Genomic DNA, 26,478 nt, shown 5'->3' on the forward strand with positions numbered 1-26,478 from the left:
TCCGGCCGTTGGTTGCCAAGGTGATACGACGCTGCGCGCGCGCTTGCAATCACAGGAAAATTGCGGTGGCGAAAAACAGCAGAGGGATCAGCCCCGCGTCGCGGTTTGAGCGGAACAGCATGACCAGCCGTTCGGCGTCATCGGTCTGCAGCATCCGCAATTGCCATTGCATGTGCCAGCCCATGGCCACCGGCCCCATCAGGGCCACGGCCAGTGCCAGCGGGGAGTGCGGCAGCGCTGCCATCAGCGCGGCCAGCCCCATCAGGGCCACGGTCGCGATCAGGAAACCCTGCAGCCACTGCGGGCTGTTCTCGCCAAAGAGCCGCGCGGTGGATTTGATGCCGATCAGCGCGTCATCCTCGGTGTCTTGATGGGCATAGATCGTGTCATAAAACAGTGTCCATGCGATGCCCGCCAGATAGAGCACCACGGCGGGGGCATTGAGTGTGCCGGTGTGGGCGGTCCAAGCGAGCAGCGCACCCCAGTTGAAGGCCAGCCCCAGAAACACCTGCGGCCACCATGTGAAGCGTTTGGCAAAAGGGTAGATGGCGACGGGAATCAGCGAGGCGATGCCCAGCAGAATGGCGGTGAGGTTGAAGCTGAACAGAATGAGCGCGGCGATCCCGGCCTGTGCCACCATCCAGACAGCAGCCTTTTTGGCGCTGACCTGACCGGAGGGGATCGGGCGGGAGCGGGTGCGCGCCACCTGTGCGTCAAACTCGCGGTCGGTGATGTCATTCCATGTGCAGCCCGCGCCGCGCATCAGAAAGGCGCCAAGCGCGCAGCCAACAGCGATCCAGAGATCGTGCCAGGAGGCCTGTCCGTCCCAGAGCATGGCCAGCAGCAGGGACATCCAGCAGGGCAGCAACAAAAGCCAGGTGCCAATCGGGCGGTCGGCGCGGGACAGCCGCAGGTAGGGGCGGGACCACGCGGGCGCAAGATGGTCGACCCAATTGCCGCGCACGGCGTCAGAGACCTGACCTTTTGGTTCTTCCTTCGCGGGCGTGTCGGCCATATGTAGGTTCCTATGAAACAGGCAAAAGTCAGACTGTATGTAGAGCAGGGGCTGGGGGAAGGGCAAACCATTCCTCTGACCAAAGAGCAGGCGCATTATCTTTTCGGGGTGATGCGGATGGCGGTGGATGATCCGGTGCTGCTGTTTAACGGGCGGGACGGCGAGTGGCGCTGTGTTGTGACCGTGGCCAATAAGCGCAACGGCGAGTTGGTGTGTGAGTTGCAGACCAAGCCGTTGCAGATGCCCCCGGACCTGTGGCTGTGTTTTGCGCCTATCAAAAAGGCGCGTACAGATTTCATCGTCGAAAAAGCCGCCGAGATGGGCGCGGCGCGCATTGTGCCGGTGAACACGGATTTCACCAACAGCGAACGCATCCGGCAGGACCGGCTTCAGGCCCATGCGGTGGAGGCCGCAGAGCAATGTGGCGGCACCTATGTGCCGGAGGTTGCGGAGCTGACCAAGCTCGAGCGGCTGTTGGCCGATTGGCCTGATGGGCGGCAGCTGATGTTTTGTGATGAGGCTGAGGTGGGCAGCGCAAAGCGCCTTGCGGCCTCAGAGGGTGGACCCTGGGCTATTCTGATTGGGCCAGAAGGCGGGTTTAGCGAGGCGGAGCGGGCCAAGCTCAAGGCGCTGCCCTTTGCCCATGTGGTGAGCCTTGGGCCACGGATCTTGCGCGCGGATACAGCGGCGGTGGCGGCAATGACGCTCTGGCAGCAATCCTTGGGGGACTGGGGATGAGCTGGCGGGAGATTGACCAGAGTGATCTTGCGTGGGTGGAAGCTTTCCTGAGAGAGCACATCCAGAGCTCGATGTTTTTTCTGGGCAATCTCCGCGACTATGGTCTTGGCAGCGCCGCGCCACGTGGGTTGCAGATCTGGGCGCGCACCGAGGGCGGGCCGGCGCTGTTTGCGCGCACCAATGAAGGCATGATTCTGTTGCAGGCGCCTGATGCCGGTGCGGTTGACTGGCAGGCAGTGGAGCCGTTGTGGCAGGGCCGTGCGGTCTTGGGCGTGCTTGGTGAGACGCAGCAGGCGGCGCTGTTTCTTGAGGCGTCGGGCCTGAGCACGCGGCCCACCACGATCAGCCGACCGGAACCGGGATACCGGCTGGCGCTGGGCGCTATGCGGATGCCGGATTGCGCCGGGTTTGCGCTGTGCCCGATCTCGCCGGATCTGCAGCATCTGGCCGAAGATTGGCGCGCGGATTACAACGCGGCGGTGATGGGGCTGAGCCGATTGGCGGCGGAGCAGACGGCAAAACAGGATATTGCCGCCTATATGGCGCGCGACAGTCACCGCATTCTGTTGCGTGAAGGCGTGCCTGTGGCGATGACCGGCTTTAACGCCAGCCTGCCGGATGTGGTGCAGATCGGCGGTGTCTACACGCCGCCGGAGCAGCGCGGGCAGGGGCTGGCGCGGCGGGCGGTGGCGTTGCATCTGGAGGAAGCCAAGGCGCAGGGCGTGACACAGGCGATCCTGTTTGCCGCCAGTGCGGCTGCGGCGCGGGCTTATGAGGCCATAGGGTTTGAACTCAACGGGCAGTTTACGATGGCTTTGTTTGCGGATGTGGAAGCGCATGCGGGGTGAGGTTTCATTTGAGTCGTTCCCATCGAGAGGGCAGGGCCCAGCCGCGGGTGGGAAGCGAAGCGCCCGCCCATGGGGGCGGTTGGGCGCTGCCCGGCGTGCCGCCGGGCTAGGGCTATGAGGAGTACACGATGAGTTTCTTTCGACCGGAGGCGCGGGCGGCTTTGGTGCAGTGGCGCGAGACCTTGGTAGGCGCGGCGGTTTTGCTGCTTGGGCTGTGGTGGGCCAGCGGCTTTGGCCTTCTGAAATGGCTGGGCATCGGGCTTGTGGCTGTGGGGGCTGTGCTGATCGTCAGCGGCATTCAGCGAGCGCGGTTTCGGATTGGGCAGGGTGGGCCTGGCGTGGTGCAGGTGGATGAGGGTGAGGTCGCCTATTTCGGTCCGCTCAACGGCGGCAGCGTGGCGATGCGCAGCCTCAGCCGCGTGGTGCTGGATGGCCGCAGCCAGCCGCCGGTCTGGGCGCTTTACCAACCCGGGCAGGCTCCGCTGCACATCCCGGTGAATGCGGCGGGGAGCGACGCGCTGTTTGATGCCTTTGCCAGTCTGGACGGCATCAAGACCGAACATATGCTGGCGCAGCTGAAGGCCGCGCCTGATCACCCGGTTGTGATCTGGGCAAAAGAGGATCGCAGGCTGCATTGACACGGCCTGCAAAAAACCCCACCACAGACGCCTGAAACCAGTCTCAGGAGCAGAGCAAACGCCATGTCCATTCCCCAGTCCGGCGGCGGCCCGATCGAGCATCATGACCAGTTGGCTGAATACCTCAGCTCCGGCTGCAAGCCGCGCGAAGACTGGCGGATCGGCACCGAGCATGAGAAATTCGGCTACTGCAAGGACAGCCTGAAACCCCTGCCATATGAGGGCGAACGCTCCATTCTGGCGGTGCTGGAAGGGCTGCGCGACGGCCATGGCTGGGCCCCTCTGGAAGAGGTCGGCAAGCTGATCGGTCTGGAAAAAGACGGCGCCAATGTGAGCCTTGAGCCCGGTGGGCAGCTGGAGCTGTCCGGCGCGCCTTTGGAGAACATCCACCAGACCTGTGACGAGGTGAATCAGCACCTCAAAGATGTGAAAGACATCGCCGACAAGATTGGCGTGGGCTTCATCGGGTTGGGCTCGGCCCCGATCTGGAGCCATAACGAGATGCCGGTGATGCCCAAAGGGCGTTACAAGCTGATGACCGATTACATGGACCGTGTGGGCACCATGGGCAAGGTCATGATGTATCGCACTTGTACTGTGCAGGTGAACCTCGATTTCTCAAGCGAAGCGGACATGGTGCAGAAGCTGCGCGTGGCGCTGGCGCTGCAGCCGGTGGCCAATGCGCTGTTTGCCAATTCGCCGTTTCTGGATGGCAAACCCAATGGGGTGAAATCCACCCGGGGTCTGGTCTGGCGGCATCTGGATGATGCGCGCACCGGCATGTTGCCCTTTGTGTTTGAAGAGGGTTTTGGCTTTGAGCGCTGGGTGCAATATGCGCTCGATGTGCCGATGTATTTTGTCTACCGCGACGGCAAATATATTGACGCGCTGGGCATGAGCTTTCGCGATTTCCTCAAAGGCGAGCTGCCTGCGCTGCCCGGTGAGACGCCAACCCTGAGCGATTGGGCAGACCATCTGACCACCGCTTTCCCGGAGGCACGGATCAAGAAATTCATGGAGATGCGCGGGGCCGATGGTGGCCCGTGGCGGCGACTCTGTGCGCTGCCGGCCTTCTGGGTGGGGCTGATGTATGATCAATCCGCGCTGGATGCGGCCTGGGATCTGGTCAAGGGCTGGGATGCGGAGACCCGCGAGGCGCTGCGTGTGGCCGCGAGCGAGCAGGCGCTGCAGGCCCAGGTGGGCAAGATCAACATGCATGAGCTGGCGCGTGAAGTGCTGAAGATCTCTGAGGCGGGCCTGAAGGCGCGCGGGCAGGCCGGGGCTGGCGGGCTGGTGCCGGATGAGACCCATTTCCTCAGCGCGTTGCAGGAAAGCGTAGAAACCGGTCAGGTGCCCGCCGATGAGCTGTTGGCGCAATACCACGGGGATTGGGGCGGCGATCTGACCAAGATCTACGGCGAACACAGCTACTGATTTTAAGGGCTGCCCTCTCAGGTGAGGGCGGTCGCCGGAGGCGCATCTACAGCAGATGCGCTTCTTTCCGGCAGGGTTCGGGGAATTGGGCGATCTCTTCGTCAGAGAGATCGAGGATAGCAAAGACCTCAGGATAGCCCTGCACAATCATGACATCGTTGTCGTATTGCATGGCCTGCGCGAGGTCGATGAACATATCGGCAAAGCCGGTTGAGGCCTTATCCGGCGCAATCAGGCAGACGGTGATCTTGTGGCCGTATCTGGAGTGGATCTCTTGTGAGGTCTTGGCAAAGGCGAGCAGCTCGTCAAAGCCGATGTCAAAGTCGGTGACCGCGCTGAAATCCACAACCTCATTCATGCCGCGTTTGAAATCCGGAGAGGTGTAAGCCTCGCGCCAAGGATCTCGAAGACCCTCAAGTGTTACACGGCCGGAATACATAACATGCACCACGGAGAGGTCTGTGAGGATATTGGCTTTGGAGGACATGTTGTCGGTTCCGAAAATATCTTGTCTCCGGTCAAGGCGGAGGGCGTGAATAATCTTAGCGGCTGGTGTGCCCAGCTCTAGAAGTCTGATCTGCACAGGTGCAGTTAAACCTTTACTAAAACTATAGCTACTTTTCGGATCTCAAAGAAAAAAGAGTAAATTGAATGCAAATTTCTTTGCCGCAAGCGCTGCGTCGCGTTCCGGGCGGTCAGGGAAGTTTGGCACGCATACAGCCTTGGGGCGAATGCGGGCAGGCGCGATCTTGATTTGAGCCAGTGATCCACGGCCCTGATGCGGCGCATAAGCGTCGGACGCAAGGCAAGGTGATACCGATCCGGCCATTTTTTGTCTGACAGGCCAAGCCTTTGCGGATTTTAGGCATTTGCCTGTGTGAAAAGGGCGCGTGTGGCCGCTGATCCTACTGCGCACATCTGGGGGCTGTGCGGTGCCGGTGTCGGGACCGTTTCAGCATGAGAGATCTGGCGAATTTGGCAGCTCTTTCAGCCGCGTGTCTTGGATGTCGCGATGGACTTGGGCGCTGTCGCGTTAGTGTCTCGTAAATCAATCTGTGGGCATCTGGGAGGGACCAGAACAGAGCGCAGCCCGTGAGGTCAAAGGACGTCAAAGGCGCGCGTCATGCGGTCGCTTGGGCCGCTTGGACTAGCAGAGAGAACAAGAACAATGGGCGAAGCCGTAATGAACCTTGTAAGTCACTCCGTGCCGACACTGCAGTTGTCGGATGCGGCGCTTGATATTTATGAGGCTGTGCAGGCGCTGCCAATTGTTTCGCCGCATGGGCATTGTTTGCCAGAGTGGTTTGCAGAGAACCGCCCGTTTTCGGACCCGGCAGAAGTCTTCATTGATCCGGATGTCTCCGTGATCCGCATGTTGCTGAGCCAGGGTGTCTGGCTGGAGGACATCGGCATCGGTGTGCCCAGAGAGGCGCGCAATCCGCGTGCGGCGTTCCAGCTGTTTGCGAACCACTGGCACAAGTTCCGCGGCACGCCGAGCCATCTGTGGATTTCCCATGCGCTTGTGCATGTGTTTGGCGTGGCGATGCCGCTGAACGCGGAGACCGCAGACAGCATTTATGATCGCGTGGATGCGGAGCTGAAATCCTCGCGCATGCGGCCTCAGGCGCTGTTGCAGAGCTTCAATATTGATGCGCTGGCCACAACCGACAGCGCGCTTGATGATCTGACCAGCCACAAGGCGGCGCGCCTGCAGAAACTGCGCGGCAAGATCATTCCCACATTCCGCCCGGATTCCGTGCTGGACCCAACCCATCCGGATTTCCGCGCCGATGTTGCGACGCTGGGAGAAATCACCGGTGAGAACACCGCGAGCTTTGCCGGATATCTTGAGGCGCTGCGTGAGCGGCGGGCCTATTTCATGGCAAACGGGGCAACTGCAACGGATCACGAAGTGGGTGAACTGGCGACCTGCTATCTGACGGAAAAGCGTGCGGCGACGCTGTTTGCCAAGGCGCTGGCCGGAACGATCACACCGAAAGAGTCGCAGGGTTTTTACGGGCATATGTTGACCGAAATGGCGCAGATGTCAGTGGAAGACGGGCTTGTGATGCAGATCCGTGGGGGTAGCATGCGCAACACCAACAAGGTGCTGCACGGAAAATACGGCCCTCAGGTCGGGGCGGACATGCCGGTTGGCGCGAATTGGGTGCGTGGTCTGGGTGCGCTTCTGGCGCGGGTGGGCAATGTGCGGGAAATGAACATCCTGCTCTTTACCCTTGATGAAAGCGCTTTTGCCCGCGAGCTCGCGCCGATGGTCAGCCATTGGCCAGCGCTGCGCCTTGGCGCACCTTGGCGCTATTCGGACAGCGCAAACGGCATCGCGCGGTATCTGGATCAGGTTGTGGAGACCGCCGGGTATTGGAACCTTGCCGGGTTCAATGATGACACGCGCGCCTTCATGTCCATTCCTGCGCGTCACGATATGTGGCGGCGCGGCGTGAGCCAGCATCTGGCGCAGCAGCGCGCCCGCGGTGTGCTGACCCGTTCTGATGCCAATGAGATCGCCCGGCTGCTGTGTCGTGATCTGGCGATCGATGCCTATAAGCTTGGCAGTGTTGTGTGATCTGTAGGCCGCCCGCTAGGCGGCTTTCTCTTTGCGCGGTTTCGGCCTGAGCGTGTCTCTGATTCTTCCCAAGTGACTTCTGCGGCCTGTACCAGAGGCAGTTTTTGCCCTGTAGCTCGTGTTTTGGGGCAGGTTTGAAGGCGGTATTTGCCTCAAATGCGCGAGATTTGAGTCAACTTTTGTTAAGGGTTTGGCGGCTGGATCAGGGGAGATTTCGAGGTTTTTCGGAGCGTTGGAGCGCGTACTCTAAGGTGGCGTGAAGCCTGCAATGTACTTAAAAATATAGGAAAACTGCACTTCTCTTCCTTGGGTTGCAAGGCGGGCGCGACGCGATGGAGCAGCATGCCTCGGCCTGAGTGTCGACGAGGGACTGCGGTACTGCCGCCTGCCGCAGGGGCAAGAAGGCGCGCGTTGCACAGTCTGTGCCCCGAATTCTGCACAAGTGTTATCAGATCAGTAACCACTTTCGCCAAAAATGGAGTCACGGAGACAAGAAATGGCTTCGTGATCGCCACCGTACAGAAGTGCATTTGGCGACAATGGAAAAAGTCCATTTGTACCATTGGGTTACGCCCGTTGGGCGCGAAACAGAAAGTTGACGACCAAAATGGATACAGACGTAAGAACCGCTGGTCTCAGGCATCATTCCGAAGAGCTTTCGGGATGTGCACTGGGCGGTGCGGCTGGGGGCGCTAACCTGATCGGGCAGGGTGCCCCTGAGGGTGCATTTGGCAGGTTGGCCCCCAAGTCTGGCCCTGACGGCACCGGCCAGCCGATGTTTCGCTCGCAACGGGTGGCGCAAACCAGCGCATAAAGGCGACGCCTGATGAATTTACACCCTCTGACACGTCCGCTTTGCACCCCTCGGGTCTCTTTTTTGCTGCTGTCTGGCGGCGTGGGCGCGCGGGCGGAACATCATGAACCCAAACAGTTTTACAAACTCGCAGGCCACCCGATGGTGGCGCATTCGCTGATTGCGGCGGTGCGCTCGCCACATGTGGCCGAGGTGCTGATCAACGCGCCGGAAGGATTTGAAGAGCGCACACAACAGCTGATGGAGGCCTATTGCGGCCGCCTGCCGTTTCAGGTGGTGCCCGCCGGAGCAACCCGTCAGGAAAGCTGCGCGGCGCTGGCGGCGGCGGCGTCTCACGATGTTGTTGTGCTGCATGAGGCGGCGCGGCCGTTCATCAACCCCGAGATGCTGAGCGATCTGATTGCCTGTGAGGCCGAAAACGCGGGCTATTGCCATGCGATCGCCTTTTCCATGTGCCGGATTGATACCGAAACCCGTCAGGTGCGGCGCGGCGTGTCGCGCGATAGGGTCTTTGACATTCAGCTGCCGCAGAAATTTGACCGCGCTACGCTGCAAAAGGCGCATGTTGCCGCGCGCAACACCGGTGCGGTCTACAATGAGGACAGCGTCATGGTCGTGGAAATGACCGGGCAGCCAGTGCAGGCGCTGGAAGGGTTCAGCCGCAACCGGAAAGTGACGACGCCCGAGGATTTTGTCATCGCGCAAGAGATGATGAAGGGGTTTCACAGCAACAGAAAGGCCGCTGCCCATGACTAAGACTGTTTTGATCAGCGGCGCCTCCAGAGGCATCGGTCTGGCCACGGCGCGGCGCTTTGCCCGCGGCATGGATGATGTGGCCTGCATCGTGATGGTGGCGCGCCGCTCAAGGCATTTTGACGATGCGGTGACAGAGGTGCGCGCGATTGCTGGCAACCGTCAGATTGTGGCGGTTGAGGCGGATCTCTCTGATCCGCAGGCGGTGTCGGATGTGTTTGACCGGCTCGCGGCGGAAAACATCGCCATCACCGCTATTGTGAACAACGCAGGTTTCACCAAGCCGGCGTCGATCAATGAAACCGATATGGCGGATTTTCAGCGCACGATGCAGATCAATCTCTATGCGCCGTTCCGTTTTGTGCAAGAGGCTCTGTTGCGCAGCCATCCCCTTGAAAAGGTGATCAATATTGCCTCCACGGCCGGTGTCAACGGGCGCTCTGGCTGGATGAGCTATTCCACCTCCAAGGCGGCGGTGATCAATATGTCAGAGGTCATGCGCGAGGAGCTTGCGCCTTACGGCATCGATGTGGTCTGCCTGTCGCCCGGGCGCTGCGCCACCGATCTGCGCAAGACTTTGGCCCCGGATGAAGATCCCAGCACGATCATGCAGCCGGAGCATGTGGCGGATGTGATCGCGATGATGTCCTCCCCAGCGGGCAAGATGCTGATGAGCGAAAATCTGGTGGTGCGCTTGTGATCTAATGCTTCTGGCGCGCACTCCCAATCCAGATATTTCCCCCAAAAAGCCTGCCGCCGCGCCGGAGCTTCAGGATATGGAGGCGGGGCAATTGCGCGTGTCCTCGGCTCCCGATGGGCTGCCGGATCAGGCGGTCTATCTGGACAGTCCGGTGCTCTCAGCGGTGACACAGATCCGCCCGTTTTTTGAAAGTGGGGCTTTTGGCGTCACCGATACGCCTTTGTTTTTGCGTCAGAAACCCCTGCTGCGTTTGCAGCGCGCCTTGGGGCGGTTGCCTCAGGAATTGGATGTCAGATGGATCAAGAGACGGGCCGCGCGCCTGCCGGTGGCGGCGGGCGGGGTGGTGTTTTACCCGTTTAATGCGCGCTCCAATCTGCAGACGGTCACCCGGCGGGATATTCGCCATGTGCTGACCCTGCATGGGGAGAGCAACAAAGGCGCGTCGATGCGCCCGGCCGCACGGATTTATGATTATGTCTCCATCGCCGGGCCACTGGCGCGGGACCGCTACCTGAAGGCGGGGATTTTCACCGCTGATGACGTGGACAGAGGGCGGCTGGTGATGATGGGCGACACCTTTGTGCAGCCCATGCCGGAGATCCGCGCCGCGCGCAGCTGTGATGCGGATCCGGCCCTGTTTTACGCACCAACCTGGGAAGGGTTTGGCGGGCAGGCAGACAATTACAGCTCGCTCTCGGGCCTGCGCGGCATTGCGGCGGTTTTGGCGGCGGCTGACGCAACAGGCCTGCGCCGCGTAGTGATCAAACCGCACCCTTATCTGGGCCTGCTGCGTCCTGCGATCATCCGCAGCTTTGTGGCCGGGGTGCGTCAGCTGCGGCAGGCGGGGCTGCGGGTCTCGGTGATGATGGAAGACGCCAGCGTGCCGCTGCGCCTTGCGTGCCTGCGCGCGTTGCGCAGGGCGCAGCATTTTTTGCCGGATCGCGCCGCGCCGCTGCCGGTGGCGCTGGGGCTGTGCGATGTCTCCGGAATGGAGGCGATCTTTCTCAAGCAACGCATCGCCCATCTGGTTCTGAGCCGCGAAGACGCGGTGCCGCGCGATATGGCCTCGCTCTATCTGCGCAAGGCGTTGTTGCCGGAGAGTGATGTGGCGCGGGTGATGACGCGCTATCTGGCGGAGGGGCAGGAGATCGACGCCGCCCACCGCGCACAGGTGTTTGGCTGGACGGAGCCGTCGCTGGCAGACCGGCCAACCTTTGCCGCGCGCGGCTGGCTACTGGAGTATGTGAAACGTGATCCGTTCTGGCGTGTGGCAGGCGGGTGAGACGGCACGAGTGGGCAGGATTTGTGGGCGCATGTGGAGATGCTGACATTTCGTAAACCCTTCGGGCGTAAACTGGGCAGTAACCAATGGGGCGGGGGCCTCACATTCCGCCAGAAGGGGCCAGAAAGGGACGGCATGGCTGAAATCAAATTGCTCAAACCGGTGCCTGCGTTTGATGGGCCTCTTGGCGTTGTGCAGGCGGGGCCGAAAAACGCGCCGCACCGGCGCAAGCGTTGGGGGCTGCTGGCCTCATTTGTGGCGCTGTTTCTGTTGCCGGTGGCCATGGCGGCGAGCTATTTCGGCTTTGTCGCGACAGACCGTTACGCGGCCAGCGCGAGCTTTGTGATCCGCTCTCTTGATGGCGGCGGCACGCCGGATCTGATGGCTTCGGTCACCGGATTTCCCGCCAGCAGCAGCCACACCTCTGACAGCTATGTGGTGCGCAACTATCTGGAAAGCCCGGACCTTCTGCGCGAGATCGATGACGAGCTCAATCTGCGCGGCCATTTTTCCCAGGACCATATTGATACGATTGCCCGTCTGAGCCCGGAGAGCAGCTTTGAGGATATGGTGGAGTATTGGCAGTGGCGCATCAGCACGAGCTATGACAGCACCACCGGCATTGTGAGCTTTGAGGTGCAGGCCTTTGATCCCGGCACGGCGGTGCGGGTGGCGCGCAGCGCGCTGGCGGCCGCCGACCGGCTGGTCAACGAGCTTTCTGAGACCGCGCGGCGGGATTCAGTGCAATTTGCCGCTGATGAGGTGGCCCGTGCCGAGGCGCGGGTGCGCGATGTGAGCCTCGATCTGGTGGCCTTTCGCGCAGAAAGCGGTGCGGTGGACCCGATGGTCAATGCGCAATTGGATGCGGAGCTGGTCTCGTCGCTGGAGGCCAACCTGGTGAAAGTGCAGTCCCAGATTGATGAGGTGGCAGGCTCTGTTGGGGAGAATTCGCCCATCCTGAAACAGCTCAATCGTCAGGCCAGAGCCTATCGTCAGCAGATTGCAGAGCGCAAAAGCCTGATCGGCGCGGCCGGGCAGGCGGCAAGCGCCAAAACCGCGGAAACGCTCGCGGGCTATGAGGCGCTGGTGATTGAAAAGCAATTTGCCGAACAGACCTATGCCTCCGCCATGGCCTCACTGGAAGCGGCGCGGCTGGATGCGGACCGGCAACAGCGCTATCTCGGCGTGTTTGCCCGCCCTTTTGTGCCCAGTGAGCCGGCTTACCCGCTGCGGCTTCGGGATTTTCTGCTGATTGCCGCCGCCGCTTTTGCCGTCTGGGCGATTGCCGCCCTTGTGGGCTATGCGGTGCGCGATCATATGCGGTGAGGGCAGGGGATGCTGCACGCGATCTGGATGCAAATGCGGGTGGTGGCCGCGCTCACCCTGCGCGAAACGCGCATGACTTTCGGCACCTCGCATGTGGGCTATCTGTGGGCGATTGCCCAGCCGGTGATTTCCGTGGGCTTTATGGTGGGGCTGTTTTACCTGATCGGACGACAAGCGCCCTTTGGCGCGTCGCTGGCGCTGTTTTTTGCCACCGCCGTGCTGACGCTGGATCTTTATAACAAGCTCTCCGTGTCGCTGATGCGGGCCTTCACCACCAACAAATCCCTGCTGAGCTACCCGATGATCAAAGAGCCCGACACGCTGTTTGCGCGGCTCACATTGATCGCGCTGACCTTTCTGGTGATCAATGCGCTGGTTTACGGCGGGCTGATGATCGTGGGCTGGGCGGAGCTGCCCGCCCATCCGGAGCGGTTGCTCTATGCCTTTGGTGCAACATGCTTTTTGGGCTTTGGCGTGGGCGCGATCAACGCCATGCTCTATCAGCGCACCCAAGCCTGGCAGCATGTGGAAAAGCTGGTGGCGCGGCCGCTGTTTTTTCTCTCTGGTGTGTTTTACATCCCGTCCGCCCTGCCGCCCGAGGCGGTGGCGGTGCTCAAATGGAACCCGCTGCTGCATATCGTGGAATGGACCCGCGAAGGATTTTACGCCAACTACCGCAGCGATGTGCTCAACATTGCCTATCCGCTGTCGCTGGCCGCGGTTTTGGTGATCATCGCGCTGTTTGCAGAGCGGATCACCCGCAAACAGAGGGCGTGAGCCGTGATCGCCTTTGAGCATGTGACCAAGGATTATCACGTCAAAGGGGTGCACAAACGCATTCTGGAGGACGCCAGCTATCAGTTTGCCGAGGGTAAAAACATCGCGCTGATGGGCCACAACGGTGTGGGCAAATCCACCATGATGCGGATGATTGCCGGGATCGAGCCGCCCACATCCGGTGCTGTGAAATGCACGGAAAAGGTCAGCTGGCCCATGGGGTTTTCCAAAGGGTTCAATGGCTTGATGACTGGCGTGGAGAACGTGCGCTTTGTCGCGCGGGTCTATGGCTGTGATACGGAACAGGTGCTGGCGCAGGTGCAGGAGTTTGCCGAACTCGGGCCCTCGCTGGATTTACCGATTGAGACCTATTCCAGCGGCATGAAGGCGCGGCTCGCATTCGGGCTTTCGCTGGCGATCCGTTTTGAGTGCTATCTGGTGGATGAAATCACCGCCGTTGGCGATCAGCGGTTTCGCAAGAAAAGCGAGCACGCTTTGCGTGAGCGGATTGAGGCGTCTCGGGTGGTGATGATCTCACATTCGGAGCGCACCATCCGTGAATTTTGCGACGAGGGCGTGCTGGCCTACGGCGGGAAGCTCTATCACTATGATGATCTCAATGCTCTGATCGCGGACTACAAGCGGTTCTGCTAAACGAAAGATTAGGCGCGGCTCAAGCTGTCAAAAGCGCGTTTTGAGCGTGTCTTTGGTTTCACTTTGCCTCGCAAAACGCGCCTGAATTGTGCAGATTCGTGAAACTCTCTTGGTGTTTCTTTCGGTTTGATCTAGAAATCGAAAGAAACGGAGGGGAGATGATGAGGGCACGTGCCAAGACACGCGCGCGTCAGGAGGAGATCCTGAAGCTGCTCAAACAGGCCGGGCGTGCCATGGTTGAGGAGCTGGCGGAGCGGCTGGACACCACGCCGCAAACCATCCGAAAAGACCTGACCATGCTGGCTGAGGACAACCAGATCATCCGCTTTCACGGCGGGGCGACGCTGGCGGCGGGCACGGAATATGCGGGCTTTGATGTGCGCAAGGAAATCATGCGCGATGAGAAGGATGCCATCGGGGCCACCATCGCCGCTCAAATCCCAAACCATGCCAGTGTGATCCTCAACGGCGGCACCACCACCATGGCTGTGGCGCGTCATCTGAGCCATCATGTCGGGCTGAGCGTGGTTGTGGATTCTGTGCATATTGCCAATATTTTAAGAGAGTTTCCCGGCGTTCAGGTGATGATCCCGGCTGGTGTTGTGCGGGGTGTGGATGGCGCCATTCTTGGCGCCACAGCGGTTGATTTTATCCGCAAATTTCGCGCCGATATCGCCGTTGTCGGGGCTGCGGCCATGGGGCGTGACGGGGATCTTGTGGACTATGATCTGGAGGAAAGCGCGGTCAGCGCGGCGATCATTTCCAGTGCACGCAACGTGATCCTGGCGCTGGACAGCTCTAAGTTCGGAAGCTTTGCGCCGGTGTCCTTTGGCACGCTGGCAGACGTAAACTCTCTGGTGACCGATGCGCAGTTTGATCCTGAGATGAAGGCTCTCGCCACGGCCCATGATGTGGGCTTTGTGGTGGCGGGGTGAGTCAAATGGGTTGACGTGTAGCTTCGTTTTGTGACCTAATCGAAAAAAACGAAATTACTTTCGATAGAAATGTGGTTTCGGCGCGATATTTTTGGGAGGATATATCGCAATGATGTTGGTCTTACGGCCTTTGGCGTGGGTTAATACCCACATTTTGCGCCTGTGCAGACGTCTGGGGGCTTTGGCGCTGGCGCTGATGGTCATCGTGATTCTGACACAGGTTTTCTGTCGCTATGTGCTAAACAACGCTCTGGCCTGGCCGGATGAGGCGGCGCGGTTTCTGATGTTGTGGCTGGTTGGTCTGATGGCGCCATCGGCGATGCGTTGGGGCGGGTTTGTGGCGATTGATACGCTGCCCAACATGCTGTCACGGGTGCCGGGGCTGGTGCTCAATCTGGTGCTGCTGTGTTTCTCCTTTGCGGTGCTGATGATCGCGGTGCAGCACGGTCAGGCGCATACGTTTGGTTTTGGCGGCAACTTTGACAGCTCTTCGCTGCGCGTGCCGCTTGAGTGGGTTGGCGGCGAGGGCTTCAAGATCAAGCTGCGCTACATGTACGGCTCACTGCTGTTTTGCGCGGTGATGCTGAGTGTGGTCACCGTAGAACTGATCCTGCGCACGATTATGGCGCTGATCAGCCCAGAAACCGAGCTTCCTGACACCGATGAATTTGCAATGGCCATGGGGGCGGCGGACTGATGCTGGCGTTTTTTCTACCGCTTTTCCTGATCTTCCTGATGATCGGCCTGCCGGTGTTTTTTGCGCTGCTGCTGTCACCCGGATTGCTGTTGTGGCTCAATGGGCAGGAGCGGGACATCGCGCTGCTGTATCGCAATGTTTACAACGGCATGGACAGCTTTCCGCTGATGGCCCTGCCGTTCTTTGTGCTTGCAGGTGAGTTGATGAACCGGGGCGGTATTACCACACGCCTCGTGGAGTTTTCCCAAGCCCTGATGGGGCATCTGCGCGGCGGGCTGGCGCATGTGAACATTCTGTCCTCGATCCTGTTTGCGGGCCTGTCGGGATCGGCTGTGGCGGACACATCGGCGCTGGGGTCCACGCTCATTCCGGCGATGGAGAAGAACGGCTATTCGCGCAAATTTGCGGCGGCGATCACGGCGGCAAGCTCGGTGATCGGGCCGATCATCCCGCCCTCGGGTATCATGATCATCTACGCTTATGTCATGGGCGAGAGCGTGGCCGCGCTGTTCCTTGCGGGGATCGTGCCGGGCGTGCTGGTGGGCGTCGGCCTGATGGTGATGGTGCGCCTGATGGCGGACAAATACGACCTGCCCAAGGCGGAGCGGATCGTGACCGCCGGGCAGACCATTAGCAAGACCGAAGCCGGTTTCAGCTTTGTGCTGTTGCGGATCAATTTTGCCGGTGTGCTCTTTGGTTTGTACTCGGCGATTGCGGCTATTCTTGCCTCCTCCGGGGTGAACATCGCGGTGAACGGCTGGCTCGTGTTCCTTGTGTTCCTGCCGATCGCCCATGTGATCCTGCTGCGCATTCGCAGAACGGTGAGCGCGGATTTCCGTATCATCTGCAAAAAGGCGGTGGTGCCGCTGCAGACGCCGATCATTATTCTGGGCGGTATTCTGGTGGGGGTGTTCACCCCGACCGAAGCCTCTGCTGTCGCAGTGGGTTATGCGCTGGTGGTCGGGCTGTTCATTCTGCGCCTGCTGAAGGTGCGCGACCTGCCGGGCATTCTGATGCGCGCGGGGCTGGCAAGTGCGACTGTGCTGCTTCTGGTGGGGGCGGCGGTGGCCTTTAAGACCGTGGTGTCCCTGAGCCATGCGCCGGAGACCATGGCGGGCTTTATTTTGGGCCTGTCGGAAAACCCGCTGGTGCTGCTGTTCCTGATCAACGTGCTGCTGTTTGCGGTGGGCATGTTTTTGGATGCGGGGCCGGCGATCATCATTCTGGGGCCAATTCTGGGGCCAATCTTTGTCGATCTGGGTGTGCATCCGGTGCATTTCGCTATCATCATGAGCGTCAACCTGACCGTGGGTCTGGCGACGCCGCCGATGGGGCTTGTGCTGTTTGTGGCCAGTTCGGTTTCCGGGGAGCGGGTGGAGACCATCGCCAAGGCGATTCTACCGTTCCTCGCAGTGGAGGTCTTTGTGATCTTCCTCATTACCTATGTGCCTGCCATTTCCATGACAATTCCAAGATTAACAGGGTTTGTGCAGTAACATCAAAAGCTTGAACGATATCAGGGAGGATAATTATGTTCAGCAAAACCTTTAAAGCGGTGGCGACTGCCGCGCTGGTCGCCAGCAGCGCGATCGCCGCGCAGGCGGCGGATTACACGATCCGCGCGACCGCCAACTCCAATGAAAACGACGAGGATTATGACGGCCTCGTGGTGTTCAAAAACTTTGTGGAAAGCGCGTCCAACGGGGCCATCGAGGTTGAGCTGTTCATCGGCACGCAGCTCTGCTCCAAGGGGGCGGAATGTCTGCAGGGCGTGGCTGACGGCACGATTGATGTCTACATCTCCACCTCCGGCGGCGCGTCGGGCATCTTCCCCTATGTGCAGGTGCTGGACCTGCCCTATCTGATGGCCAATGACCGCATTGCAGAGACCGTTCTGGCGGGCGATTTCACCCGCAAAATGCGCGAGATGGCGCTGGCGGATTCCGGAGACAGCATTCGTCTGATGACCATCGGCAACACCGGCGGCTGGCGCAACTTTGCCAACACCAAACGCCGCGTGGCATCCCCATCTGATATGGAAGGCCTGAAGATCCGCACCGTGGTGGCCGACCTGCCGCAGGAGCTGGTGCGTGCGCTGGGCGCGTCCCCAACCCCGATCCCATGGCCTGAGCTCTTCACTTCGTTCCAGACCGGTGTGGTTGAAGGCTCCAAAAACGGCATCACCGACATCATGGGCATGAAGTTCCCGGATGCGGGCCTGCAGTATGTGACGCTGGATGGGCACGCCTACATGGGTGCGCTGTGGTGGATGAACAACCAGAAATTCCTCAGCATGCCAGAAGACATGCGCCGTGTGGTTGTGGATGGCTTCTCCGCGTTGCAGCAGGCGACTTTTGCCTCACCAAAGCGCAAGTCGATCAAAGCTTATGAAGATTTTGTCGCCGGTGGCGGGGATCTCTATGTGCCGACACCTGCGGAAAAGGCTGCGTTCAAAGAGGCTGCCGCACCGGTTTATGACTGGTTCAAAGGCAACATCAAAGGTGGCGATGAGATCTTTAACGCGCTGACATCTGCGGTGGCCGAAGCTGAGGCGGATATCGAAGCTGGTATGGCGTCTGACCTGAACTAAGGTATTGATCTAACGCAAGATTGGTGTCGGGCCGACGCAGGATTGCCGCGGCCCGACACCCCAAAATCACCGGAATGGATAGAGCCAGGTCCGGTAGTCATCCACCAGAATATGGGCTTTTTGAATTTGCTCGTCCGTCATCTTTTTCACCACTTCCTCAAGGGAAATGGCCGCATCAGGATCGCCTCCGATCGCGGAAAGTGTGTACCACATGTAGGCGCGCACGAGATCGGGCGCGGGCATGCCCCGGCCGACCTCGTAGTACCAGCCGATGCCGCTTTGCGCGCCGGCGTGGCCCTTGAGCGAGGCGCGCAGGTACCACTCAAATGCACGGACGTCATCACGCTCCACACCCAGCCCAAGCGCATACATCACGCCAATCAATTCCTCGGCTTCGGCATTGCCGCTGTTGGCGGCTGGCAGAAGCTCCTGCATCGCTTTGGTGTACTCTTTGGCATCCATGTAATCCCGGCCGGTTTCGATCTCGGCCAAAGCGGGTGTCGTGCTAGCCAAAAGTGCAGCAAAAACAAAGCGTTTCATTCTCTCTCCCTCATCGCAGTTCTTGGCGCTCTCACGTGTGCGCCCGCGTATGGGAGCCCGCTTCCGCAGCCGTTGCAAGAGGATGATTTCATCCAGTTTGATCCGCGTCAGGCCAAGATCGGGCAGCTGCTGTTTTTTGATCCGATCCTGTCGGGCAACCGCAACATTGCCTGCGCCACCTGCCACCATCCGGAGCTTGGCTCTGGCGACGGGCTGAGCCTTGGGATTGGCGAGGGTGGCGATGGGCTGGGGCGGGAGCGGACGCCGGGCACAGGCGACAGCCGGATTGTGAAACGCATCCCGCGCAATGCGCCCGCGCTGTGGAATCTGGCGGCGAAAGAGATCGACATTCTGTTTCACGACGGCCGCCTGTCGGTGAGCGATATTTACGAGACCGGCTTTGACAGCCCGGCACAGGAATGGCTGCCGGATGGGCTCAATTCGATCCTTGCAGCCCAAGCGCTGTTTCCGATGACGGCCGAGTTTGAGATGGCGGGCAATCCGAAGGAAAACCAGATCGCAGGGGCGGTGTATGACCGGATCGACAATGTCTGGCCGATTGTGGCCAAACGGGTGCGGATCATCCCGGAATATGCGGAGATGTTCATCGCCGCCTATGACGATGTGGATCAGGCGCTCGACATCAATATCACCCATATTGTCAACGCTTTGGCCGCCTTTGAAGGCACGGAATTCAAGAGCTATGACAGCCCGTTTGATGCCTATCTGAACGGCGATACGGCGGCGCTGAATGCCGAACAAAAGGCCGGTATGGATCTGTTTTACGGCAAGGCGATGTGCAGCAGTTGTCATGCGGGGCCGCTGATGACGGATCAGAAGTTTCACGCGCTGATGCTGCCGCATTTTGGGCCGGGAAAGACGCGGCAATGGGATCCGATTGTGCGCGACGTGGGGCGCATGGGGGCGTCTGACCGGTTGGAGGATGCCTACCGTTTCCGCACGCCCGCGCTGCGCAATGTGGCGTTGACGGCGCCTTATGGCCACAACGGAGCCTACGACAGTCTTGAGGGCATGGTGCGCCATCACATGGACCCGCGCGGCGCCTTTGAGGCTTGGGAAAAGGACAATGCGGTGCTGCCGGAGGTGCCGTGGCTGGCGAAGGTGGATTTTCTGGCGTTCTCTGACACACGGGAGCGGGCGCGTTTGGCGTCGCGCACCGATATCGAGCGGATTGAGCTGGATGATGCAGAGGTGGCGCAGATCGTGGCGTTTTTGCATGCACTGACGGGGACGGAGAGCATCAAGGGGCGGCTGGGCGTGCCGGACAGCGTGCCAAGCGGGCTGGAGGTGCCTCAATGAGCAGGATTCTGTGCGTCGGCGCGGCGGTGGTGGATTTTGTCTTTCACCTGCCAGCTTTGCCCAATCGGGCGGAGAAATACGGCACCGAAGAGGCGGATATCGTGGGCGGGGGCTGTGCCGCCAATGCCGCCGTGGCGATTGCGCGAATGGGCGGCGCGGCTGTGCTGGGCGCGCGGCTGGGGGAGGACAGCATCGGCGATATGATCGTGGCCGATCTGGCGCGCGAAGGCGTGGATGTCTCCCACGTGACGCGCACGGCGGGGGCGCAGAGCTCTTATTCCTCAGTGCTGATAGACGCGCAGGGCGAACGTCAGATTGTGAATTTCCGCGGGGCGGGGCTGGCGCTGAAAACCGACTGGTTTGACGGCCTCACTGATTTGGGTGCCGTGCTGACGGACACGCGGCGGGTGGATGCGGCGCTGGCGGCCTTGGAGCTGGCGCGCGCGCGCGGCATTCCCGGTATTCTGGACGGCGAAGCGCCGATTGATCCGGCGCTGATGGGGGCTGCAAGCCATGTGGCGCTGTCGATGCAGGGGCTGCGCTCGCTCTATCAGGAAGCCGATATCGAAGACGCGCTTTTACAGATCGCGGAAGAACACGGCTGCTGGGTCTGTGTGACCGACGGCGCGGATGGCGTTTGGTTCACCGAAGGCGATGCGGTGCGCCATGTGACGGCCTTCCCGATCATCCCGATTGATACGCTGGGTGCGGGCGACGTCTGGCACGGCATTTTTGCGCTGATGCTTGCAGAGGGTATGGGCGCTGAAGAGGCAATCCGTCACGCAAACGGCGCGGCGGCCCTGAAATGTTTGACAAAAGGCGGGCGGGCCGGGGCTCCGAGCCGCGCTCAGCTCAACGACTTCCTTAAGGAGACGAAGGTATGATTTCCCTGACACCCGGCAAGCTGAGCGGCATGCGCCGCATGGCCGATGAGAACGGCATTTACAAGATGACCGCCGTAGATCAGCGCCCGCCGATCAAGGGCCCGATTGCGAAACATCACGGGGTGGAGACCGCGCCGTGGGAGGAGGTCGCGAAGTTCAAAGGCATGTTGGTGGAGACGCTTCAAGGACATTCCACCGCGATGTTGCTCGACCCGCATTATGCCATTCCCTACAGCTTTGATGCGCTCTTGCCGCACAAGGGGCTGGTGGTCACGCTGGAGGACAGCCTTTTCAAGGAGACCCCCGGTGGGCGGCTGTCTGACAGCATCGACAATTGGTCGGTGGGCAAGATCAAGCGCATGGGTGGTGACGCGGTGAAGGTGCTGGCCTGGTATCGGCCGGATGCCTCTGATGAGGTCAATCAGGCGCAGAAGGATTACGTGAAGCAGGTGGGCCAAGCCTGTGCAAAATATGACATTCCGTTTCTGTTTGAGCTGCTGGTCTATCCGCTGGCGGCGGATGCGTATCAGACCAAGGAATACGTGGAGATGAAGGGCAAGAAGGCTGATGACGTTCTGAAATCGGTCGAGGAATTTGCCAAGGCGGACTACGGCGTGGATGTGTTCAAGCTGGAAAGCCCGGTGAATGCGGCGGATGCGGATGGCTCTGCTGAGGTGCAGGCGGTGTTTGACGAGATGGGGCAGCTTGCCGGGCGGCCATGGGTGATGCTGTCGGCGGGGGCTGGCAAGGCGGAGTTCCGCAATGTGCTGGAGCATGCGTTCAAAGCGGGCGCGAGCGGCTTTCTCGCGGGGCGGGCGATCTGGCTCGATGCCTTCAACGCCTATCCGGATTGGGACGCCGTGCGCGCCGGGCTTGAGGGCGATGCGGTTGATTACATGAAAGACATCTCTGCCTTGGCGGATGCGCAGGCGGCCAACTGGGCGCAGCACAGCTGTTATGGTGACGGCGGCGCGCGGCTGTTGGCCGATGATGCCAGCTTCCGCAACAGTTACGCAGACATCTGAGGGCTTAAGCGCATGAAACTCGGCATTCTTCCATTGGGGCGTCCCACCTTTGACGTGCCCTTTGCAGAGGAAAACCTAACCGCGATGCTGGCCGCGCTCGACGCTACCGGCCATGAGATCGTTGGCCCGCGTGAGCTGCTGTTTGACGAGGTGGCGACCAAGGCAGGCATTGCGGCGTTGAAGGCTGCGGAGGTGGATCAGGTGATGATCCTGCAGGTCACCTTTACTGACGCCTCCATGACCGTGGCGATTGGCGCGGCGTTTGCGCAGCCTTTGTCGATCTGGTCGATCCCAGAACCTCGGTTGGGGGGACGGCTGCGGCTGAACTCCTTCTGTGGGCTCAATCTGGCGAGCCATGCCTTGGGTCTGAATAACCGTGCCTTTGGTTGGCTTTATGCGGACCCGACAGGCGATGTGGCGGCGGACCTGACCGCCATGCTCGCGGGCGGGCGGCCTTCGGGCAAGCTGACGCTGGGCGCGGTGCCGGAAGCCACGGAGGCGGGCCGGGCGATTGCCAAAGCGGTCAACGGGCAGCGGATTGCGCGGATTGGCGAGCATCCGGCGGGGTTTGACACCTGCGCCTATGACAAGGCGGATATGAAGGCGCTGTCTGGTGTTGAGGTGGATGAGCTGGCGCTGGAGGATCTGTTTGATCTGGCCCGCGCTGTGCCTGCCGAGGCCGCCGCCGAAGTGCGCAAACAGGCGGATGCGGAGCTGTCGGGGCTGGATGAGGTGGACCCGGAAGAGCTGGACCGCTCCCTGCGCCTGAAAGTGGGGCTGGATACGCTCAAGGAAAAAGGCGGCTACGGGGCCTTTGCCATTCGGTGTTGGCCGGAGACCTTCACCGAATATGGCGGCGCGGTCTGTGGTCCGGCATCGATGATGGGCGAGGCGCGGGTGCCCTGTGCCTGTGAAGCAGATGTATACGGCGCGCTTACGCAGATGGTTTTGTCGGCGGCGGCGGATGCGCCGGTGTTTCTGACCGATCTGGTGGATATGGACGCGGATGATGACACCGGTGTGGTCTGGCACTGCGGGCAGGCCCCGATTTCGATGATCGAACCGGGTGTCGCGGCTGAGGCAACAATTCACACCAACCGCAAACAGCCGCTGCTCTATCAGTTTCCGCTGAAGGCCGGTGAGGTCACGCTGATGCGGATCAGTCAGGCGCATGGGCGGCCCCATATGGTTTTGAGCCATGCCATGATGCTCACGCGGCCAATGGCCTTTACCGGCACCTCCGGGGTCTTGCGTTTTGGGCGCGGGGCGGGTGATGTGCTGAGCGATATCATCGCGAGCGGGCTCGAGCATCATATGGCGCTGGCCTATGGCGATCATCGGGACGCCCTGCGTGGCGCTGCGGGGGCCATGGGGCTGCCGCTTTTGGAGATTTAAGATGACGATACGATATGGCCTGATCGGGTCAGGCATGATGGGGCAGGAGCACATCCGCAACCTCACCCTGCTAGAGGGTTGTGAGGTGACAGCAGTGAGCGACCCGGATGCGGGCATGCGCCAGCTGTCGGTGGACAGCTCGGGCGGAACGGCCAAGGCCTTTGGTGACTATAAAGAGATGCTGGGGTCCGGTCTGGTGGATGCGCTGTTGATTGCCGCGCCCAATGACACGCATCATGAAATCCTGCTGGATGTGCTGCAGACACCGCACCCGATTTTGGTGGAAAAGCCGCTGTGCACCACATCGGCGCATTGCGCGGATGTTTTGGCAAAAGCAGAGGGGCGGGCGGCGCCGGTTTGGGTGGCGATGGAGTATCGCTATATGCCGCCGGTTCAGCGCCTGCTGAAGGAGTTGAGCAATGGGACCGTGGGCAGCCCGCGCATGATGGCGATCCGCGAGCATCGCTTTCCGTTTCTGGAAAAGGTTGGCGATTGGAATCGTTTTAACGCGCGCACGGGCGGCACATTGGTGGAGAAATGCTGCCACTTCTGGGATTTGATGCGGCTGACGTTGCAGAGCGATCCGGTGCGGGTCTATGCCAGCGCGGGTGTGGATGTGAACCATCTGGATGAGGCCTATGACGGCCGCACGCCGGATATTCTGGACAATGCTTTTGTCACAGTGGAATTTGCCAATGGAGCGCGCGGGATGCTGGATCTGTGTATGTTTGCGGAAGGCTCCTACTGGCAGGAGACTATTGCCGTGACCGGCGAAAGGGCGCGGGTGGAGGCGAAAGTGCCGGGGCCAGCGCGGTTCACCCATGACGGCAAAGAGCGCCACAGCGAGGTGGAGATTAGCTTTCGCGCGACCAAAGAGGTGGTGCGCGAGGAGGTCGAGGTGGATGAAAAGGTCCTGCAGGCGGGCGATCACCATGGCTCTACATATTTCCAGCACGAACGTTTCCGCGATCTGGTGCAGAGCGGGCAAGGGAAACCCGAAGTGAGCCTTGAGGATGGGCTGTGGTCGGTGCGCGTGGGCGAAGCGGCCGAAGAAAGCGCGCGCAGCGGGCAGGCGGTGACCCTGTGAGCGAAGTTTGGGGCCATATGCTGGATGGCAGCGCCGTGCATCGGATCACGCTTAAGGGTGGCGGGCTGACCGCCCATCTGCTGACCTATGGCGCGGTGTTGCAGGATTTGCGGCTTGCGGGCCATGACGCGCCGCTGGTGCTGGGGTTTCCTGAATTTGCGCCCTATTTGACCCATTCGCCTTATTTCGGGGCCACGGCGGGGCGGTTCGCCAATCGCATTCGGGGCGGGCATCTGGAGCTTGACGGGCAGAGCTATCAGCTGGATCGCAACTTCATCGGCAAGCACACGCTGCATGGTGGGGCGGACAGCATGGGCAAGCGGCTTTGGGAGATTGTGGCAGAGGCGGAAGACAGCGCCACCTTGCATATCACGCTGCCTGACGGCCATATGGGCTTTCCCGGCAGCCTGACCGCGCGGGTGAGCTTTGCGCTGCTTGAGGGGGGCGTGCTGGACATTCGCATGAGTGCCGAGACGGATCAGACCACGCTCTGCAGTCTGGCGCATCACAGCTATTTCAAGCTCGACAGTGCAGAGACGATCTCAGACCACAGTCTTGATATTGCCGCGCAGACCTATCTGCCGGTGGATGCGGAGTTGATCCCGACCGGCGCGCAGGCACCTGTTGCGGGCACCGGCTTTGACTTCCGCCAAAGCGCGCCGGTGCAGCAGGCACATCCGGTGGACCATAATTTCTGTCTCTCCGCCGCGCGGGAGGCTTTGCGCCCGGTGGCGACGCTTAAATCTGCGGCATCCGGGGTCACGATGCGTTGTCTGACCACCGAGCCGGGCTTGCAGGTTTACGATGGGGAAAATATCAACATCGCACTGCCCGGTTTGGACGGGCGGCCGATGGGGGCCTATGCCGGGATTGCGATGGAGCCGCAGGTCTGGCCCGACGCCCATCACCATGACGATTTTCCACAGGCCGTGCTGCGGCCTGGCGAGACCTATCAACAACATACGCAGTTCGTCTTTTCGAAAGGTCAGACATGAGCAATTTCAACGGATTGATGCAGCAAGCCAACCTGATTGGCGGCCAGTGGGTGGGCGCTGATGATGGCGACACCACAGAGATCACCAACCCCGCCACCGGCGCTGTTCTGGGCACGGTGCCCAACGCCGGTCACGATGAAACCGAGCGCGCCATTGCCGCCGCATCCCAAGCATTCAAAAGCTGGTCCAAGACCTCGTTGGCGGAACGTGTGGGCCTGCTGCACAAGCTGCATGACGCGCTGATGGACAATCAGGAAGACCTCGCGCAGCTGCTGACCGCAGAGCAAGGCAAGCCGCTGTTTGAGGCGCGCGGTGAGATCGCGATCGGCGCGGCCTATGTGCGCTGGTTTGCCGAGGAAATCCGCCGCACCAAAGGCGAGATCATTCCGGCCCCCAGCAACGACAAACGCCTGCTGGTGACCCACCATCCGGTGGGCGTGGTTGGCATGATCACCCCGTGGAATTTCCCAAGCTCCATGCTGGCGCGCAAGATTGCACCGGCGCTGGCAGCGGGCTGTACCGTGGTGGCGAAACCCGCGCCACAGACGCCTTATAGCGGTCTGGCCTGGGGCAAGCTGTGTCAGGATGTGGGCTTCCCGGATGGGGTTGTGAACATCGTCACCGGCGATGCGCCCGCGATTGGCGGCGCGATCATGAGCAACAAAGAGGTGCGCAAAGTGACCTTCACCGGCTCCACCAATGTGGGCAAGCTGTTGATCCGTCAGTCTGCGGATCAGGTGAAGAAGGTCTCCATGGAGCTGGGCGGCAACGCGCCGTTCATCGTGTTTGACGATGCCGATCTCGATGCCGCTGTTGAAGGCGCGATGATCGCGAAGTTCCGCAACATGGGGCAGACCTGTGTCTGTACCAACCGCTTCTACGTGCAGGCGGGCATTCATGATGCCTTTGTGGCCAAGCTGAAAGACGCGATTGCGGCGATGAAGATTGGCGATGGCACCGAGGATGGCGTGGTGCAGGGGCCGCTGATTGACGAGAACGCGGTCAAAAAGGTGGAAGGCATGATTGCCGACGCCAAAGCCAAAGGCGGTGAGGTTGTGCTGGGTGGCGGACGCCATGCGCTGGGCCAGACCTTCTTTGAGCCGACCCTGATCACCGGCGCGACATCGGAGATGCAGTTCACCACCGATGAGATCTTTGGCCCGCTGGCGGCGATCTACAAGTTTGAGGAGGAAGACGATGCTGTGGCGGCGGCCAATGCCACCGATTACGGCCTCGCGGCCTATGCCTACACCAAAGATCTCGCCCGTGCGTTCCGCATGAACGAGGGGCTGGAATACGGCATGGTGGGCATCAACTCGGGCCTCATCACCACCGTCGAAGCGCCCTTTGGCGGCGTGAAGGAAAGCGGCATGGGCAAAGAGGGCGGCAGCCAGGGTTTGGAGGACTACCAGATCACCAAATACACCTGCGTGGCCGGGCTTTAAGC

The 26,478-nt window shown here is 60.7% G+C and carries 26 protein-coding genes; 23 read left to right on the top strand and 3 right to left on the bottom strand.

Features of this window, described 5'->3' with window-relative positions:
• Window positions 1–49 precede the first annotated feature (49 nt).
• A complete protein-coding gene (gene ubiA / locus J7400_RS19880) occupies window positions 50–1,015 on the bottom strand; it encodes a 4-hydroxybenzoate octaprenyltransferase (RefSeq protein WP_247738938.1) in 966 nt (321 codons plus the stop codon).
• A gap of 12 nt (window positions 1,016–1,027) precedes the next feature.
• Between ubiA and J7400_RS19885 the strand changes: the two genes are divergently transcribed.
• From J7400_RS19885 to J7400_RS19900, 4 genes are all read left to right on the top strand, one after another.
• Window positions 1,028–1,753 (top strand): 16S rRNA (uracil(1498)-N(3))-methyltransferase, encoded by a 726-nt coding sequence (locus J7400_RS19885; RefSeq protein ID WP_209065851.1) that lies wholly within the window; start codon window positions 1,028–1,030, stop codon window positions 1,751–1,753.
• Window positions 1,750–2,601: a GNAT family N-acetyltransferase gene (locus J7400_RS19890; protein ID WP_209065852.1), complete on the top strand. Its 852-nt coding sequence runs from the start codon at window positions 1,750–1,752 to the stop codon at window positions 2,599–2,601. The genes J7400_RS19885 and J7400_RS19890 overlap by 4 nt, the downstream gene beginning before the upstream one ends.
• Before the next feature lie 128 nt (window positions 2,602–2,729).
• Entirely contained in the window at window positions 2,730–3,239 is a 510-nt protein-coding gene (locus J7400_RS19895) for a hypothetical protein (RefSeq protein WP_209065853.1), read from the top strand.
• Between the two features lie 63 nt (window positions 3,240–3,302).
• Complete coding sequence (locus tag J7400_RS19900) at window positions 3,303–4,673, top strand: glutamate--cysteine ligase (protein ID WP_209065854.1); 1,371 nt, start codon at window positions 3,303–3,305, stop codon at window positions 4,671–4,673.
• Window positions 4,674–4,719: 46 nt separating this feature from the next.
• Here J7400_RS19900 and J7400_RS19905 read toward each other — a convergent pair whose 3' ends face one another.
• Window positions 4,720–5,160: a hypothetical protein gene (locus tag J7400_RS19905; protein WP_209065855.1), complete on the bottom strand. Its 441-nt coding sequence runs from the start codon at window positions 5,158–5,160 to the stop codon at window positions 4,720–4,722.
• Between the two features lie 681 nt (window positions 5,161–5,841).
• On the opposite strand from J7400_RS19905, the gene uxaC reads away from it, so the two are divergent.
• The 12 genes from uxaC to dctP all read left to right on the top strand — a co-directional run bounded on the left by uxaC (window position 5,842) and on the right by dctP (window position 17,785).
• Window positions 5,842–7,257 carry a glucuronate isomerase gene (uxaC, locus tag J7400_RS19910; RefSeq protein ID WP_247738939.1) on the top strand — a complete coding sequence of 472 codons (1,416 nt, stop codon included), beginning with the start codon at window positions 5,842–5,844 and terminating at the stop codon, window positions 7,255–7,257.
• 607 nt (window positions 7,258–7,864) lie between these two features.
• Window positions 7,865–8,071: a hypothetical protein gene (locus tag J7400_RS19915; protein ID WP_209065856.1), complete on the top strand. Its 207-nt coding sequence runs from the start codon at window positions 7,865–7,867 to the stop codon at window positions 8,069–8,071.
• A 12-nt stretch (window positions 8,072–8,083) separates the two neighbouring features.
• Window positions 8,084–8,827, top strand: coding sequence for a 2-C-methyl-D-erythritol 4-phosphate cytidylyltransferase (locus J7400_RS19920; RefSeq protein ID WP_209065857.1), 744 nt, complete (start codon window positions 8,084–8,086; stop codon window positions 8,825–8,827).
• Window positions 8,820–9,524, top strand: a complete 705-nt coding sequence (locus J7400_RS19925; RefSeq protein WP_209065858.1) for an SDR family oxidoreductase — start codon at window positions 8,820–8,822, stop codon at window positions 9,522–9,524. Before J7400_RS19920 ends, J7400_RS19925 begins: the two co-directional genes overlap by 8 nt.
• A gap of 4 nt (window positions 9,525–9,528) precedes the next feature.
• Entirely contained in the window at window positions 9,529–10,806 is a 1,278-nt protein-coding gene (locus J7400_RS19930) for a hypothetical protein (RefSeq protein ID WP_209065859.1), read from the top strand.
• A 135-nt stretch (window positions 10,807–10,941) separates the two neighbouring features.
• Window positions 10,942–12,132 carry a hypothetical protein gene (locus J7400_RS19935; RefSeq protein ID WP_209065860.1) on the top strand — a complete coding sequence of 397 codons (1,191 nt, stop codon included), beginning with the start codon at window positions 10,942–10,944 and terminating at the stop codon, window positions 12,130–12,132.
• Between the two features lie 9 nt (window positions 12,133–12,141).
• The gene (locus J7400_RS19940; RefSeq protein ID WP_209065861.1) at window positions 12,142–12,909 is read left to right on the top strand and encodes an ABC transporter permease; all 768 of its coding nucleotides are present in this window, start codon (window positions 12,142–12,144) and stop codon (window positions 12,907–12,909) included.
• Window positions 12,910–12,912: 3 nt separating this feature from the next.
• A complete protein-coding gene (locus J7400_RS19945; RefSeq protein ID WP_209065862.1) occupies window positions 12,913–13,563 on the top strand; it encodes an ABC transporter ATP-binding protein in 651 nt (216 codons plus the stop codon).
• A gap of 158 nt (window positions 13,564–13,721) precedes the next feature.
• Window positions 13,722–14,498 carry a DeoR/GlpR family DNA-binding transcription regulator gene (locus tag J7400_RS19950; RefSeq protein WP_209065863.1) on the top strand — a complete coding sequence of 259 codons (777 nt, stop codon included), beginning with the start codon at window positions 13,722–13,724 and terminating at the stop codon, window positions 14,496–14,498.
• Window positions 14,499–14,607: 109 nt separating this feature from the next.
• Entirely contained in the window at window positions 14,608–15,195 is a 588-nt protein-coding gene (locus J7400_RS19955) for a TRAP transporter small permease subunit (RefSeq protein WP_209065864.1), read from the top strand.
• Window positions 15,195–16,691 (top strand): TRAP transporter large permease, encoded by a 1,497-nt coding sequence (locus tag J7400_RS19960; RefSeq protein WP_209065865.1) that lies wholly within the window; start codon window positions 15,195–15,197, stop codon window positions 16,689–16,691. Before J7400_RS19955 ends, J7400_RS19960 begins: the two co-directional genes overlap by 1 nt.
• Before the next feature lie 35 nt (window positions 16,692–16,726).
• Window positions 16,727–17,785, top strand: coding sequence for a TRAP transporter substrate-binding protein DctP (gene dctP / locus J7400_RS19965; protein ID WP_209065866.1), 1,059 nt, complete (start codon window positions 16,727–16,729; stop codon window positions 17,783–17,785).
• A 66-nt stretch (window positions 17,786–17,851) separates the two neighbouring features.
• Here dctP and J7400_RS19970 read toward each other — a convergent pair whose 3' ends face one another.
• Window positions 17,852–18,325: a tetratricopeptide repeat protein gene (locus tag J7400_RS19970; RefSeq protein WP_209065867.1), complete on the bottom strand. Its 474-nt coding sequence runs from the start codon at window positions 18,323–18,325 to the stop codon at window positions 17,852–17,854.
• 72 nt (window positions 18,326–18,397) lie between these two features.
• Here J7400_RS19970 and J7400_RS19975 point away from each other — a divergent pair, with 72 nt between their 5' ends.
• From J7400_RS19975 to J7400_RS20005, 7 genes are read left to right on the top strand one after another with little or no spacing between them, the layout of a single operon-like run.
• Entirely contained in the window at window positions 18,398–19,645 is a 1,248-nt protein-coding gene (locus J7400_RS19975) for a cytochrome c peroxidase (protein WP_247738940.1), read from the top strand.
• Window positions 19,642–20,529 (top strand): PfkB family carbohydrate kinase, encoded by an 888-nt coding sequence (locus J7400_RS19980; protein ID WP_209065868.1) that lies wholly within the window; start codon window positions 19,642–19,644, stop codon window positions 20,527–20,529. The genes J7400_RS19975 and J7400_RS19980 overlap by 4 nt, the downstream gene beginning before the upstream one ends.
• On the top strand, window positions 20,526–21,554 hold the full coding sequence (locus tag J7400_RS19985; protein ID WP_209065869.1) for a tagatose 1,6-diphosphate aldolase: 1,029 nt from the start codon (window positions 20,526–20,528) through the stop codon (window positions 21,552–21,554). Before J7400_RS19980 ends, J7400_RS19985 begins: the two co-directional genes overlap by 4 nt.
• Before the next feature lie 12 nt (window positions 21,555–21,566).
• Window positions 21,567–22,949: a hypothetical protein gene (locus J7400_RS19990; protein WP_209065870.1), complete on the top strand. Its 1,383-nt coding sequence runs from the start codon at window positions 21,567–21,569 to the stop codon at window positions 22,947–22,949.
• Window position 22,950: 1 nt separating this feature from the next.
• Window positions 22,951–24,036 (top strand): Gfo/Idh/MocA family oxidoreductase, encoded by a 1,086-nt coding sequence (locus J7400_RS19995; protein WP_209065871.1) that lies wholly within the window; start codon window positions 22,951–22,953, stop codon window positions 24,034–24,036.
• On the top strand, window positions 24,033–25,031 hold the full coding sequence (locus J7400_RS20000; protein ID WP_348540218.1) for an aldose epimerase family protein: 999 nt from the start codon (window positions 24,033–24,035) through the stop codon (window positions 25,029–25,031). The genes J7400_RS19995 and J7400_RS20000 overlap by 4 nt, the downstream gene beginning before the upstream one ends.
• Entirely contained in the window at window positions 25,028–26,476 is a 1,449-nt protein-coding gene (locus tag J7400_RS20005; protein WP_209065872.1) for an NAD-dependent succinate-semialdehyde dehydrogenase, read from the top strand. Before J7400_RS20000 ends, J7400_RS20005 begins: the two co-directional genes overlap by 4 nt.
• Window positions 26,477–26,478: the final 2 nt, after the last annotated feature.

Origin of the sequence: Shimia sp. R9_2 (assembly GCF_017743735.1) — a bacterium.
GTDB lineage: Bacteria > Pseudomonadota > Alphaproteobacteria > Rhodobacterales > Rhodobacteraceae > Shimia.